The sequence below is a fragment of the Herbaspirillum lusitanum genome, from assembly GCF_046025995.1.
Taxonomy (GTDB): domain Bacteria; phylum Pseudomonadota; class Gammaproteobacteria; order Burkholderiales; family Burkholderiaceae_D; genus Herbaspirillum; species Herbaspirillum lusitanum_A.
Map to the genome: position 1 here is coordinate 82,744 of NZ_JAQQFM010000001.1, position 13,550 is coordinate 96,293.

The following is a 13,550-nucleotide window of genomic DNA, read 5'->3' on the forward strand; positions in this document are numbered from 1 at the left end:
AGCCCGGAGCACTACAAAAAAACTCAATCAGAAAACTACGCCAGAATCGCCGCGATGAATTCACGGGTGCGCGGGTGCTGCGGCGTCGACAGCACCTCGGCCGGCGTGCCGGCTTCGATGATCTGGCCCTGATCCATGAACACCACGCGGTTCGACACTTCACGCGCAAAACCCAGTTCGTGCGTCACCACGATCATGGTCATGCCGGACTGCGCCAGATTCTTCATCACCGCCAGCACTTCGCCGACCAGCTCCGGATCGAGCGCCGAGGTCGGCTCATCGAACAGCATGAGTTTGGGCTTCATCGCCAGCGCACGCGCAATCGCCACGCGCTGCTGCTGGCCGCCCGACAATTCCGAGGGATAGGCATTCGCCTTGCCGGCCAGGCCGACACGCTCCAGCAAGGCCTCAGCTTCGACGCGCACTTCGGCGCGCTTGCGCTTCTGTACCACTACCGGGCCTTCCATGATGTTTTGCAGCGCGGTCATGTGACCGAACAGATTGAAGCGCTGAAACACCATGCCGCTGGCCAGACGCTGGCGTGCGATATCGGCGTCGCTCAGCTCGCGCAGCTCATCGCCCTTGCGCCGGTAACCGAGCAGATCGCCGCCCAGCCAGATGGCGCCGCCGTCCGTTTTTTCCAGTTGATTGATGCAGCGCAGGAAGGTGCTCTTGCCGGAACCGGAAGGCCCGACGATACAGGTCACCTCGCCCGCCGCCACTTGCAGGCTCACGCCCTTGAGCGCGTGAAAGCCGCCGTAATATTTGTGCACCTCGTGCGCCACCACCATTTGCGATGCATTCATGCGCCTGCTCCTTGCTTGCTGACGGCCGGACGCTGCCGGACCACGCGGCGCTGCTCACGTGCAAACACCTTCTCCAGGAAATACTGACCGATGGAGAACACCGTCACCACCGCCAGATACCAGACCGTTGCCACGATCAGCAATTCGATCACGCGGGCATTGGCGAAGTAGATGGTCTGAGCGTTGTGCAGGATTTCCGAAAACTGGATCACGCTGGCCACCGAGGTCAGCTTGATCATGCTGATCACTTCATTGCCGACCGGCGGAATGATCACGCGCATCGCCTGCGGCAGGATGATGCGGCGCAAGGCGGTCAGACGCGTCATGCCGATCGCCTTGGCGGCTTCGGTCTGGCCGTTGTCGACCGACAGGATGCCGCTGCGCACCACCTCGGCGGTGTACGCGCCCTGACCGATGCCCAGACCCAGCAAGCTGGCGATGAAAGGCGTGATGAGATCCACCGTGCGCGCTTCGAACACGCCCGGAATGCCCATCATCGGAAACACCAGCGCCAGGTTGAACCACAGCAGCATCTGCAACAGCAGCGGCGTGCCGCGGAAGAACCAGATGTAGAAACCGGCGACCCCGCGCAGCATAGGATTGGGCGACATCACCATCACCGCAAAGATCACGCCCAGCACGATGCCCATGGTCATCGCGTAGATGGTCATCAGAATGGTGTTGAGCAGGCCGTGCATGATGACCTTGGCGGTCATGAACTGCGCCACCACTTTCCACTCGATCTGGCCGTGCGCAAAGGCATTCACGATGAAGGCCAGAATCAGCAAGATCAGCGCTGCCGACAGCCAGCGGCCGTAAAACCGGCGCGGCACGATTTTCAGATGATCGACCGCAAACGGCGATGTTGCTGAAGAAGGCTGACTCATGCTGGCTCTCCTGTGGCAGGTCCTGCACCGGCGTTACTCCAGTTACGCTGCGCAGCAACCGTGGCGCGCAGGCGCTCGAGCTGGGCTGCGACTTGCTGCGGCGCCGTGCCGCCGTAGCCGCTGCGCGCGGCGACCGCTGCTTCCGGCGTCAGCACGCTGCGCACTTCCGGCAGCAATTCGGGACTGATCGAAGCCATGTCGGCATCACTCAGTTCGTGCAGCTCAAGGCCCTGATCTTCGCACATGCGCACCATGGCGCCGGTGATTTCGTGCGCGGTAACGAAGGGCACGCCGCGCCGCGACAGCCAGTCCGCCACTTCGGTCGCCAGCGTGAAACCTTGCGTGGCGTGGCGCCGCATGGCCTCAACGTCGACGCGCATGGTGCGCAGCATGCCGGCCATCGCCGGCAGCACCTTGTGCAAGACATCCACCGCTTCGAAGGCGGCGAACTTGTCTTCCGCCAGATCCCGATTGTAGGAAAACGGCAATCCCTTGAGCGCCACCAGCATGGTGGTCAGCATGCCGATCAGACGGGCCGCGCGGCCACGCGTCAGTTCGGCGATATCGGGGTTCTTCTTCTGCGGCATGATCGAGCTGCCGGTGGAAAAGGAGTCGTCCAGATCGACCCAGCGGAACTGGCGCGAGGCCCACAAGGTGATCTCTTCCGACAGGCGCGACAGATGCACGCCCAGCATGGCCGCGACGAACAGGAATTCGGCCACGTGGTCGCGGCTGCCGACGGCATCGATGGAGTTTTCGCAAGGCGCGTCATACCCCAGATCGACAGCCGACAGTTCCGGCTGCAAGGCAATCGCCGAACCGGCCATGGCGGCAGCCCCCAGCGGCGAACCGGCGCTGCGGCGGCGCCAGTCCATCAGACGCGAGATGTCGCGGCTGAAGGTCTGCGCATGCGCCAGCAACTGATGAGCAAAGACGATCGGTTGCGCCGCCTGCAAATGCGTGAAACCCGGCGCCAGCGTATTCAGATGCTGGCCGGCTTGCAGCATCAGCGCGTCCTGCACATCCAGCAACAGGCCGGCAATGCTGCGGCTTTCGTCGCGCAGATACAGCTTGAGATTGTTGGCGGCCTGATCGTTGCGCGAGCGGCCGGCGCGCAGCTTGGCGCCGGTCGTGCCCAGCTCGGCCATCAGCACACGCTCCATGAAGGTGTGCACATCTTCATCGCCCGGCGATGGCTCAATTTCACCGCGCGCGAAGGCCTGATCGATCTCGGCCAGCTTGCTGACGATGGCCTCGCATTCCTCCGCGTTGAGTACGCCGGCGCGCAGCAGCTCGCGCGCGTGCGCCTGCGACGACAAGGCGTCGTAGTGCGTCAGCCGGAAATGCTCCATGCCGCCGCGCGAAAGGTTCATCAAAGCCTCATCGGGCGCCGAACGAAAACGCGCCCCCCACAGCCGGGTTTCACTCATGCTTGCCATCCTTCTCTGTCATTTCCGATGCGCCGCATGCCGTCGCTGCGGCGTTCATCGTTGTTCTTGTTCATGCCGATCTACAGCGTTTGCTTCGCCGCACCATCCCCCCTGCGCTCTGACTCAGGCACGATACTTCACGCCCGGGAAAATGCACAACATCTCGTAAGCCAGATTGGCCGCCACCAGCGCCGTAGTACCGGACTGATCATAAGGCGGCGAGACTTCCACGATGTCGGAAGAAGCAATATCCAGGCCCTTGCAGCCACGGATGATTTCCATGCCCTGCTGCACTGTCAGGCCACCGATTTCAGGGGTGCCGGTGCCGGGCGCGAAGGCCGGATCGAGACCGTCGATATCGAAGGTCAGATACACCGGACCGTCGCCCATCTGGGCCCGTACTTCCGCCATCAGCGGCGCCAGCGACTTGTTCCAGCACTCTTCGGCCTGCACCACGCGAAAACCCTGGGCCCGGCACCAGTCGAAATCATCTGCGTGATAGCCGGTGCCGCGCAGACCGATCTGCACCACCCGCTGCGGATCAAGCAGGCCTTCTTCGAAGGCGCGGCGGAACGGCGTGCCGTGCGCAATCTTTTCACCGTTCATGGTGTCGTTGACGTCAGCGTGCGCATCAACGTGAATCAGGCCGACCGGGCCGCGCGTCTTGAACAGCGAGCGCAGGATGGGCAGCGTCATGGTGTGGTCGCCGCCCATGCTGATGGTCTTGCAGCCGGTGGCGAAAATGCGGTCGTAGCCTTCTTCGATCATGCGCACCGAATCCAGCAAGCTATACGGATTGAGCGCGACGTCGCCGATGTCGGCCACCTTGAGCGAATCGAAGGGCGCGGCGCGCGTGGCCATGTTGTAAGGACGCAGAAGCACCGATTCGGTGCGAATCTGACGCGGCCCGAAACGCGTGCCGGAACGATTGGATGTGCCCAGATCCAGCGGCACGCCGACGAATCCGACATCCAGACCGGCCGGATCTTCGACGTAGGGCAAACGCATCATGGTCGCGATCCCACCAAAACGGGGCATCTGATTGCCACCCAGTGGCTGATATAGTGCATGTTCCATCGATATCCATCCTTGTATGGCAGCTCTGTTTTACCCATTGTAGCGACGGAATATTTATAAAAATATATTCTTCTGACGACGTTTACATCGATCTGGATCGATGTATAAAATCAGACTGATTCCAGCAACGCCCTCTTCTCTCTATTGACCATGCTCAACAACGTCTACGATCTCGACCTGCGACTGATACGGGTTTTTCTGGCGGTGGCCGATTCGCATGGCGTTTCCGCCGCACAAGCCAAACTCAATGTCGGCCAGTCCACCATCAGCGCGCAATTGACGGCGCTGGAAACGCGGCTCGGCTTTCGCCTGTGCGAACGCGGACGCGCCGGATTCAGCCTGACCGCCAAGGGTGAAAAGTTCGCCGACTCGGCGCGGCGCATGATGGAAGCGCTGTCGGAGTTCGGCATGGAAGCGCGCAATCTGGACAAGAAACTGGTCGGTACGCTCAGCATCGGCCTGATCGGCCACACGCCGGCGCATCACAACACCCGCCTGTCGGAAGTGATCCGGCGCTTTCGCCAGCGCGATGAAGCGGTGCGCATCGAGTTGCTGGTGCGCACGCCCAGCGAGCTGGAGGAAATGCTGCTCAACGGCAGCATCCAGATCGCCATCGGCTATTTCTGGCGCCGCGTGACGGCCTTGCAATACACGCAACTGATGCTGGAACGGCAACTGGCATATTGCGCGCCGCCGCATCCGCTGTTCGCTCAGGAAGGCGAAATCGAGCCGGAACAGGCCGCCGGCCATACCTGGGCCTGGCGCGACTATCCGGTGCCGCCGGGGCATGTACCGATCCACCGGCGCAACATCATGGCGGTGACCGGCAATATGGAGGCGATGTCGATTCTGATTCTGTCCGGCCAGCATCTGGGCTATCTGCCGGAAGAAATGGGCCGCCAATATGTGGCGCGCGGCGAGATGCGCGCGCTCAATCGGTCCAAGCTGTCGTATGAAGTCGGCATCAGCGTGGTCACCAATCGCAACACGGCGGACTCGCCCATCGTCGCCTCGTTTCTGGAAGACCTGAAATCGCTGCAACTCTGAACGAGATCCGGCACATGCAGCATGAAGGCGAGGCCGTAAAAAAAGCCCGCATCCTGAAGATGCGGGCTTTTTTCTTGTTACGGAGTCAACTCAGCGGCCGGCTGCCAGCGCCACCGGCTTGGCGCGCAACTGGAGCAGGAAGGACAGCACGCTGGCGATCAGCAGATTGCAGGCCAGCGCGATCAGGCCGATGTAGATCGGATAGCTCTGCCCGCCGATGCTCAGCGCGTAGATCGGCTTGAGACCTTGCATGAACACCAGCGAAGTGCCCAGCACGATGCCGACCAGCCAGCCGATGAACAGCGCCGGCAGTTTCATGCGGCGGGTGTACAGCGTGACGACGATGGCCGGCAAGGTTTGCAGAATCCAGACGCCGCCCAGCAATTGCAGGTCGATGGCGAACTTGGTCGGCAGCACCACGATAAAAATCAGTGCGCCGAACTTCACCACCAGCGAGATCAGCTTGGCATTCTGGCTTTCCTGCTTGGGCGTGATATTCGGATTGACCAGCGGCTTCCACAGATTGCGCGTGAACAGATTGGCGGCGCCGATCGACATGATCGCAGCCGGCACCAGCGCACTGATGGCAATCGCAGCGGCGGCGAAGCCGATGAACCAAGACGGGAACAATTGCGCAAACAGGGCCGGCACCACTTCGGTGTTGTTGCTGACCTTGACGCCGGCGGCAATCGCCATGTAACCCATCAGCGCGATCAGACCCAGCAGCAGCGAATAGGCCGGCAACAGAATCGCATTCTTCTTGATGGTCTTTTCACTGGACGAACTCAGGATCGCCGTCATGGTATGCGGATACATGAAGGCCGCCAGCGCCGAACCCAGCGCCAGCGAAGCGTAGGCGAAGATCTGCGTCGGTTGCAGCGTCAGGCCGGTGGCGCCGCCCTTCTGCGCAAACACGCTGCCGGCGGCGTCGAATACCGAAGCGTAACCACCCAGCTTGCTCGGGATCATGCATACCGCCACGATCACCACGATGTAAATCATGATGTCCTTGACGAAGGCGATCATGGCCGGCGCGCGGATGCCGCTGGCGTAGGTATAGAAGGCCAGAATCAGGAAAGCGACGGTCAGCGGAATCTCGCCCGACACGCCCATGCTCTTGATCACCACCTGCATGCCGATCAGTTGCAAGGCGATGTAAGGCATGGTGGCCACGATGCCGGTGACGGCGATAGCGGCGGCGAACCACTTGCCGCCGTATTCACCCTGCACGTAGTCGGCGGCGGTGATGTGATTGCCGCGGTGGCAGGCCTTCCACAAACGCGGCATGACCATGAACACAAAGGGATACACGATGATGGTGTACGGCAAGGCGAAGAAGCCATAGGCGCCGACGGCGTAGACCAGCGCCGGCACCGCGATCACGGTATAGGCGGTATAGAAGTCGCCGCCCACCAGAAACCAGGTGATCAGCGTGCCGAACTGGCGCCCGCCCAGACCCCATTCATGCAGTTCGTTAAGGTCACCCGACTTCCAGCGCGAGGCCAGAAAGCCGATCACGGTGACCAGTGCAAAAAAAGCCAGGAACACCGCCAGCGCGGTGACGTTCAGCGTGGTCGGCATTATTCGTTCCCCTTGTAGACGATCCAGATGATCAGCGAGGTCAGCGGCACCCAGGCCAGTTGATACCAGTAGAAAAAGGGGAAGCCCATGAGCGAGGGGCCGGTGCCGTTATAGAACGGCACCCATAGCAGCGCGATGAAAGGCAGCAACAGCAAAACGTACAGATAGGGCCGCTTGGCTGCGGCCTCCTCGCCTGACTTGGGGTCGTGGTGCTGGGACATGCAATCTCCTGATTGTTGATGTAATTGGGACTTGATGAAACAGATGCGACGATGCAAATTCGGTGGTGCAGATGCTATGGAACGAGGCTAGCCATCAAGATCAGCCCGAGCGACAAACCCGCAGGCAGCCGCAGCGGCGCGCGACAATGCAGCGCAATGTGCGGGCGTGCGGCCGGCGGCGCTATGCCTGCCCGGATCGTGAAAACGGATATCGATGATCTTGGCTATGCGCTTGCTCATGGTCTCCTCTCGGCGCTTTAACGACCGCAGCGGCGTATCGCGCGGGCGCATGTCAGCGCAGGATGTTTCAATCCGGAAACTGCTGCAAGGCAGATGGCAGGCCTGTCTCCGGGCTGTCGGCATGTATTTGAAATTATTTTTATGCCATTTCTAATGTGGCGTAGTATTCGGATTTCCGCGGCGAGCCACAAGCGGGCAACCACGCAGACGACCTACGTAGGAACACGTAGGTGCACTTGGGAACACGCAGATAGCCGCAAGCGCGACCTGAAAAATCGGCAGCACATCCGCCGCCAATCCGAATGAGACCGGCACAGACGCAGACCAGATCAGCGCGCCACGCACAAGAATGAAACTGAGACACAAACTGATTTTCTTCGCTGCCACGCCGCTGTTGCTGGCGCTGTGCCTGATCGCGCTGGTGGTGCGTTATCAGAGCGTGAGCCTCGGCCAGCAGCAGCGCGCCACCATCGAGACGGCCTATCTGAGCAGCAAGGACGCAGAACTGCGCCACTACGTCGATATCGCCACGCATGCCGTGATGCATCTGTATGAATCCGGCAAGAACGATGAAGCCACGCGCAACGCCGCCATGCGCATCCTCACGCAAATGGATTACGGCGACGACGGCTACTTCTTCGTCTACGATTACGACGCCAATACCCTGGTGCATCCGCGTCAGCCGGAACTGGTCGGACGAAATATGTGGAACTGGGAAAACGTCGACGGCACGCACACCATCCGCAAGCTGATCGCACGGGCGCAGAACGGCGGCGGCTTCGAACGCTATCTGTGGCAGAAGCCCTCCAGCAACACCGTCGCGCCCAAGCTGGCGTACGTGGTGGCGCTGCCGAAATGGGGCTGGATCATCGGCACCGGCCTGTATCTGGACGATGTCGATGCAGCGCTGGCACAGATCGATAATCAGGTCTCGGGCCACATCCGCGAAACCATGCTGCTGATCGCCGTGATCGCGATTCTGAGCGTGCTGGTGATCGCCTGTTTCGGGCTCGTGCTCAATGTCAGCGAACATCGTGTGGCCGACGCCAAGCTCAAGCAATTGGCGCAGCGCGTGGTGCACACCCAGGAAGAAGAACGCGCGCGGCTGTCGCGCGATCTGCATGACGGCGTCAGCCAGCGTCTGGTGTCGATCCGGCTGCAGACCGAGGCGGCGCTGATCAGGCTGGAGGGTTCGCCTGAGCAGGCGCAGCGGGCGCACGCCGCGTTCGAAAAGACGCTGGGGCAGATGAATGATTTACTGGGCGAGATCCGGCATATCTCACACGATCTGCGGCCGGCGATTCTGGACGATCTGGGCCTGAGCAGCGCCCTGCAACATCTGTGCGAAGAATGGGCGGCGCATTGCGGCCTGCATATCGAATTCCACGCCGAAGGCCGCGCCGATGCCCTCTCCGATGTTGCCAATACCGTGCTGTTTCGCGTCGCGCAGGAGGCGCTCAACAACGTGCGCCGCCATGCCCAGGCGGGTATGGTCGAGATGCAGCTAAGCAGCGACAAGCGCCAGACTACGCTCAGCATTCGCGACGACGGCAAGGGCTTCGACACCGGCCGCATCGCCAACCACCCGCGGCGCGGCATCGGCCTGCGTAACATGGCCGAGCGACTGGAAGCGGTCGGCGGCGAATTCCTGATTTCATCTTCCGCGCTCGGCACGCTGGTGCAGGCCCGCATCCCACTGGACGCATCCCGAGTGCCTCATTCAGAAGGCTAAGACCATGACTGAACCCAACCCGACTGCGCTCACCCATATCATGCTGGTGGACGATCATCCGCTGGTGCGCGACGGCCTGCGCGCACGCCTGGAAAGCGTCGCCAATCTGTGCGTAGTGGCGGAAGCCGGCGGCGCCGAAGAGGCGCTGGAAAAAGCCGCGCAGCACGAGATCGATCTGGTGCTGATGGACATCAATATGCGCGGCGTCAACGGCATCGAGTTGACGATGAAATTTCAGGCGATGTTCCCCGATATCGCAGTGCTGATCCTGAGCATGCACGACAAGGCCGAATACGTGATGCAATCGATACGCGCCGGCGCGCGCGGCTATGTGCTCAAGGATGCGCCGGGCCAGGATATTCTGCGCGCCATCGACACCGTGCTGTCGGGCGGCATCTATTACAGCGCCGCGCTGGCCAAGTCGATTGCGCAACCGCGTCCGCAGGAAGAAGCCCTGACCCTGCGCGAGCAGCAGGTGCTGCAGCACATAGGCCAGGGCGCCTCCAACCGCAAGATCGCCGAGGCGCTGGCGCTGAGCGTGCGCACGGTGGAAACGCACTGCCTCAACATCAAGCGCAAGCTCAATATCGAAGGCCGCAGCGAGCTGATCAAGTTTGCGATTGCGGCGGAACGCGGCGCGCCGTAAATTGCGAAACGCAGCTGAAATGCAGAAACGCCCGGCGATGCCGGGCGTTTCCTTTACAGCCTGAGTCTGTTGAAACTACAGTTTGTCAGGCCGCCAGCGCCATGCCGCGCGAACGTCCCGAGCTCAGATAACTGGCAATCGAATCCTGCGTGACTTCGCCCAGATAGGCGCCGTCCGCATCGATCACCGGCATCCAGCTGGTGCTGTGCTTGTACATCTTCGACAGCACCACGCGCAGATTTTCATCGGGCGCGGCATTGATGGTGAACGGCCGCACCTTGTCGCTGGCAGCGCCGCCGGACAAGCCGCGAATTTCGCGCCGGGTGACATAACCGACGGCGCGATTGTCGGCATCGGTGATGGTCAGATATCGCGTGTCCTGATCGTCCATCAGCGTCAGCGCCTGATCCAGCGAAACGTCCGGACGCGCCGTGGTCGGCGTGGTGGCGGCGTCGCCGGCACGCACCAGCAACAGGCGCTTGAGGGTGTGATCCTGGCCGACGAAGGCGCCGACAAACTCATCCTTGGGACGCGCCAGCAAGGCATCCGGGTGATCGAACTGCACCAGCTTGCCGGCACGGAAAATCGCCACCTGATCGCCCAGCTTGATGGCTTCGTCGATGTCGTGGCTGACCATGATCACGGTCTTCTTCAGCTGCCGCTGCATCTGGAAGAATTCATTCTGGATGGATTCGCGATTGATAGGATCGACCGCGCCGAAGGGTTCATCCATCAGCAGCACCGGCGCATCCGCCGCCAGTGCGCGGATCACGCCGATACGCTGCTGCTGGCCGCCCGACAGTTCGCGCGGATAGCGCTTCAGGAATTTCTTGGGATCCATCGCCACCATGGCCATCAGCTCCATCACGCGCTCGCGGCAGCGCTTCTTGTCCCAGCCCAGCAGCCGCGGCACGATGGTGATGTTCTCCTCGATGCTCATGTTGGGGAACAGGCCAATCTGCTGAATCACATAGCCGATGTGGCGACGCAGGCTGACTTCATCGATGGACGAAGTATCTTCGCCATTGAGCAGGACACGGCCGGAAGTCGGCGCGATCAGGCGGTTGATCATCTTCAGCGTGGTGCTCTTGCCGCAGCCGGACGGGCCGAGAAAAACGCAGATTTCGCCTTCCGCCACTTTCAGGCTGACCGTGTCGACGGCCTTGACTTGCGCGCCGTCTTTCTGGGTATAGGTCTTGCTGAGTTGGTCGAGTTCTATCATTTTTGCAGTCCTTTCGGTGTCAGAATTCGCTGCAGTCTTTGCAGCAGCAGATCGGCGATGATCGCCAGCAGGCTGATCAATACCGCGCCGATCACCAGTTTTTGCATGTTGCTCTGGCTGATCGCTTGCAGGATCAGCACGCCCAGTCCGCCGGCGCCGATGATCGCGGCAATCGCCATCACGCCGATGTTCATCACCACCGCAGTGCGCACGCCGCCCAGAATCACCGGCACCGCCAAGGGCAGATCGACCATGCGCAGACGCTGCCAGAAGGTCATGCCAATGCCGATGCCGGCTTCCTTGATGCCGGCTTCGATGTTGTCGAGCGCGAGGAAGGTGTTGCGCAGAATCGGCAGCAGCGAATACAGGAATACGGCGGTGATCGCCGGCAGCGGGCCTATGCCCTGCCCGAACTTGGAAAACACCGGAATCATCAGACCGAACAGCGCGATCGAAGGCAGCGTCAGCACAATGGTGGCCAGCGCCATCAGCGGTGTCGCCAGCCAGCGCACACGCACCATCAGAATGCCGAGCGGCACGCCAAACAGGATCGCCAGGCCGACCGCGATGCCGACCAGCTTCATGTGCTGGATCGCCAGATTGAGAATGTTGTGCCAGTCGCTTTGCAGATAGTCAAACAGATTCATCAGAGGCTCCTCACAGCAGGCCGGCTTGTTTCAGGAAATCGGCGGCGACCTTGCTCACCGGCTCCTGATCGATGTCCACGCGCTTGTTCAGCTCGGTCATCTTTTCGGTATCGATCTGGGCCGCCAGCGCGTTCAGTTGCTCGGCCAGTTGCGGGTTCTTGTCCAGCACATCCTGGCGCACCACCGGCGTTGCCTTGTAGGCGGCGAAATAGCTCTTGTCATCCTCCAGCAGTTTCAGATCGAAACCCTTGATGCGGCCGTCGGAGGAATAGGTCAGGCCGGCAAACAGCTGATCGTTGCGCAGCGCGGTATAGACCAGACCGGGATCCATCTGTTTGACTTCACTACGCTGCAATGAAAATCCGTAGAGATCCTGCATCGGGCCGAGACCGTCCGGGCGCGAGGCGAATTCGTAGTCGACGCCGACCAGGTGGCGCTTCTTCTTGTCTTCCTGTTCGTCCTGATTGATCTTGTCGGCCAGATCCTGCAGCGTGTTGATGCCCAGTTCATCGGCAGTCTTGCGCGGCATGGCAAAGGCGTAGGTGTTGTTGAGCGCCGATTCGTTGAGCCAGGTCAGGCCCTTTTGCGCGTCGAGTTCCTTGACGCGCTGATAGGTCTGTTCAGGATCGAGCTTTTCTTCCACGTGGTTGTAGACGATCAGCGAGGTGCCGGTGTAATCCCAGACGATGTCGAGCTGGCCGCTCTCTTGCGCCGAGCGCATCAGCGTGGTGCCGAGACCGTTTTTCAGCTCGACTTCATAACCCTTGGCGCGCAGATATTGCGCAGTCATGTTGGACAGCAGCAGCTGTTCGGTGAAGTTTTTGCCGCCCACTACCAGATTTGCGGCCTGCGTGGCCGAGGCCGCGAACATGGTCGCGGCGAGCGCCAGTGCACAGGCGAGGTAAGAACTTTTCATGCAGATTCCTCCGTATTGTTGTGATCGCTGCAGCCGGCCCCTGAAAAAATCACGCCGGCGTTGACGTCGAGGATGAAGCGAGAGCCGGCCTGTGCGGCCGACCTTGTTGCGCAATCAGGTGCGCAAACCGCGGCGCGACAGATAGATCGAACTCAGCAGCGTGACCAGCGCATCCAGCAGCAAGGCGGTGGCAGCGGCGCCCAGCAATAACTGCCCCTGATTGTTCAGATAGATGCCGGGGAAGATCAGGCCGCCCAGGCTTTCGCCGCCAATCAGCATCGACAGCGGCGCAGTACCGACATTGATCGCCAGCGCAGTACGCACACCGCCGACGATGATCGGCAAGGCATTCGGCAATTCGACGCGGAACAGAATCTGGTAAGGCTTCATGCCTATGCCCTTGGCCGCTTCGCGCAGCGAGGCCGGCACGTTACGCAGACCTTCGAAGGTATTGCGCACGATGGGCAGCAGCGAAGCCAGCCACAGCGCGAGAATGGTCGGCCAGTTGCCGATGCCGAAAAAGGCCAGCGCCAGCGCCAGCACCGCAATCGATGGGATCGTGTTGCCGATGTTGAAGATCTGGATGAAGGACTCGGCGCGGCGCGCCATGCCCGGCCGGCTCAGCAGCACGCCGGCAGGAATGCCGAGCAGCAGCGCCAGCGCCATCGATGCGGCAACCAGCTGCAGATGGCGAATCGTGTAATAAACCAGGTCACCGCGATATTGGCGAATGACATCGAGGCCGATCCAGTGGATCAGTCCGGCAATGGCCAGCGCGAATGCGGCTGTGCCAATGATGACGTTGCGGGTGCGCGTCATGAAATACCCCCTTAATGGCCGACACGAAGCAAATCGTGGCAACGGGTTTTTAACTATTTATGATGGTTCGCTGCCCTCTGAGGGCGAATCATTTGGATACGAACCGAAGGCCGCCGTAGCGACATGGAAATCGAAAGTGACTTTCGAAGATGGTGCATACCGGACGAGCTGGCCGATCGTGGATCGCGTGGCTGCCGGAAAATTTGATAACCCGTAATTGAAGCGACGCCGGGGCGTCGAAAACTACAGGTTGGAATTGCCAGTCTTGTTGAAGAAGTT

Annotated in this window: 14 protein-coding genes; 4 read left to right on the forward strand and 10 right to left on the reverse strand. The window is 61.0% G+C overall.

Features of this window, described 5'->3' with window-relative positions; all coding sequences use genetic code 11:
* Positions 1–35: 35 nt before the first annotated feature.
* The 4 genes from PQR62_RS00400 to speB form a co-directional block, all read right to left on the reverse strand.
* Positions 36–806, reverse strand: a complete 771-nt coding sequence (locus tag PQR62_RS00400; RefSeq protein ID WP_408153645.1) for an amino acid ABC transporter ATP-binding protein — start codon at positions 804–806, stop codon at positions 36–38.
* The gene (locus PQR62_RS00405; RefSeq protein WP_408153647.1) at positions 803–1,693 is read right to left on the reverse strand and encodes an amino acid ABC transporter permease; all 891 of its coding nucleotides are present in this window, start codon (positions 1,691–1,693) and stop codon (positions 803–805) included. The genes PQR62_RS00400 and PQR62_RS00405 overlap by 4 nt, the downstream gene beginning before the upstream one ends.
* Positions 1,690–3,123: an argininosuccinate lyase gene (argH, locus tag PQR62_RS00410; protein WP_408153649.1), complete on the reverse strand. Its 1,434-nt coding sequence runs from the start codon at positions 3,121–3,123 to the stop codon at positions 1,690–1,692. The genes PQR62_RS00405 and argH overlap by 4 nt, the downstream gene beginning before the upstream one ends.
* Positions 3,124–3,246: 123 nt before the next feature.
* Positions 3,247–4,200 (reverse strand): agmatinase, encoded by a 954-nt coding sequence (gene speB, locus PQR62_RS00415; RefSeq protein WP_408153651.1) that lies wholly within the window; start codon positions 4,198–4,200, stop codon positions 3,247–3,249.
* Between the two features lie 150 nt (positions 4,201–4,350).
* Here speB and PQR62_RS00420 point away from each other — a divergent pair, with 150 nt between their 5' ends.
* Positions 4,351–5,247 (forward strand): LysR family transcriptional regulator, encoded by an 897-nt coding sequence (locus tag PQR62_RS00420; RefSeq protein ID WP_408153653.1) that lies wholly within the window; start codon positions 4,351–4,353, stop codon positions 5,245–5,247.
* A 90-nt stretch (positions 5,248–5,337) separates the two neighbouring features.
* Here the strand turns inward: PQR62_RS00420 and mctP are convergent, their stop codons facing one another.
* Entirely contained in the window at positions 5,338–6,828 is a 1,491-nt protein-coding gene (mctP, locus tag PQR62_RS00425; protein ID WP_408153655.1) for a monocarboxylate uptake permease MctP, read from the reverse strand.
* Entirely contained in the window at positions 6,828–6,992 is a 165-nt protein-coding gene (locus tag PQR62_RS00430) for a DUF3311 domain-containing protein (protein ID WP_408154657.1), read from the reverse strand. The genes mctP and PQR62_RS00430 overlap by 1 nt, the downstream gene beginning before the upstream one ends.
* Before the next feature lie 646 nt (positions 6,993–7,638).
* On the opposite strand from PQR62_RS00430, the gene PQR62_RS00435 reads away from it, so the two are divergent.
* Both PQR62_RS00435 and PQR62_RS00440 read left to right on the forward strand, forming a co-directional pair.
* Positions 7,639–9,021: a cache domain-containing protein gene (locus PQR62_RS00435; protein ID WP_408153657.1), complete on the forward strand. Its 1,383-nt coding sequence runs from the start codon at positions 7,639–7,641 to the stop codon at positions 9,019–9,021.
* 4 nt (positions 9,022–9,025) lie between these two features.
* The gene (locus tag PQR62_RS00440) at positions 9,026–9,667 is read left to right on the forward strand and encodes a response regulator transcription factor (protein WP_408153659.1); all 642 of its coding nucleotides are present in this window, start codon (positions 9,026–9,028) and stop codon (positions 9,665–9,667) included.
* Between the two features lie 85 nt (positions 9,668–9,752).
* Here the strand turns inward: PQR62_RS00440 and PQR62_RS00445 are convergent, their stop codons facing one another.
* From PQR62_RS00445 to PQR62_RS00460, 4 genes are all read right to left on the reverse strand, one after another.
* On the reverse strand, positions 9,753–10,889 hold the full coding sequence (locus PQR62_RS00445; RefSeq protein WP_408153661.1) for an osmoprotectant ABC transporter ATP-binding protein OsmV: 1,137 nt from the start codon (positions 10,887–10,889) through the stop codon (positions 9,753–9,755).
* On the reverse strand, positions 10,886–11,536 hold the full coding sequence (locus tag PQR62_RS00450; protein WP_408153663.1) for an ABC transporter permease: 651 nt from the start codon (positions 11,534–11,536) through the stop codon (positions 10,886–10,888). The genes PQR62_RS00445 and PQR62_RS00450 overlap by 4 nt, the downstream gene beginning before the upstream one ends.
* A gap of 10 nt (positions 11,537–11,546) precedes the next feature.
* A complete protein-coding gene (locus tag PQR62_RS00455; protein ID WP_408153665.1) occupies positions 11,547–12,452 on the reverse strand; it encodes a glycine betaine ABC transporter substrate-binding protein in 906 nt (301 codons plus the stop codon).
* Between the two features lie 114 nt (positions 12,453–12,566).
* Positions 12,567–13,271, reverse strand: coding sequence for an ABC transporter permease (locus PQR62_RS00460; RefSeq protein ID WP_408153668.1), 705 nt, complete (start codon positions 13,269–13,271; stop codon positions 12,567–12,569).
* On the opposite strand from PQR62_RS00460, the gene PQR62_RS00465 reads away from it, so the two are divergent.
* Positions 13,270–13,488 carry a hypothetical protein gene (locus PQR62_RS00465; RefSeq protein WP_408153670.1) on the forward strand — a complete coding sequence of 73 codons (219 nt, stop codon included), beginning with the start codon at positions 13,270–13,272 and terminating at the stop codon, positions 13,486–13,488. The genes PQR62_RS00460 and PQR62_RS00465 overlap by 2 nt on opposite strands.
* The last annotated feature ends 62 nt before the right edge of the window (positions 13,489–13,550 follow it).

Coding starts and splice junctions, on each gene's coding strand:
- PQR62_RS00400 (WP_408153645.1), bottom strand. CDS start 806: ATGAATGCATCGCAAATGGTGGTGGCGCACGAGGTGCACAAATATTAC.
- PQR62_RS00405 (WP_408153647.1), bottom strand. CDS start 1,693: ATGAGTCAGCCTTCTTCAGCAACATCGCCGTTTGCGGTCGATCATCTG.
- argH (WP_408153649.1), bottom strand. CDS start 3,123: ATGAGTGAAACCCGGCTGTGGGGGGCGCGTTTTCGTTCGGCGCCCGAT.
- speB (WP_408153651.1), bottom strand. CDS start 4,200: ATGGAACATGCACTATATCAGCCACTGGGTGGCAATCAGATGCCCCGT.
- PQR62_RS00420 (WP_408153653.1), top strand. CDS start 4,351: ATGCTCAACAACGTCTACGATCTCGACCTGCGACTGATACGGGTTTTT.
- mctP (WP_408153655.1), bottom strand. CDS start 6,828: ATGCCGACCACGCTGAACGTCACCGCGCTGGCGGTGTTCCTGGCTTTT.
- PQR62_RS00435 (WP_408153657.1), top strand. CDS start 7,639: ATGAAACTGAGACACAAACTGATTTTCTTCGCTGCCACGCCGCTGTTG.
- PQR62_RS00440 (WP_408153659.1), top strand. CDS start 9,026: ATGACTGAACCCAACCCGACTGCGCTCACCCATATCATGCTGGTGGAC.
- PQR62_RS00445 (WP_408153661.1), bottom strand. CDS start 10,889: ATGATAGAACTCGACCAACTCAGCAAGACCTATACCCAGAAAGACGGC.
- PQR62_RS00450 (WP_408153663.1), bottom strand. CDS start 11,536: ATGAATCTGTTTGACTATCTGCAAAGCGACTGGCACAACATTCTCAAT.
- PQR62_RS00455 (WP_408153665.1), bottom strand. CDS start 12,452: ATGAAAAGTTCTTACCTCGCCTGTGCACTGGCGCTCGCCGCGACCATG.
- PQR62_RS00465 (WP_408153670.1), top strand. CDS start 13,270: ATGAAATACCCCCTTAATGGCCGACACGAAGCAAATCGTGGCAACGGG.
- PQR62_RS00460 (WP_408153668.1), bottom strand. CDS start 13,271: ATGACGCGCACCCGCAACGTCATCATTGGCACAGCCGCATTCGCGCTG.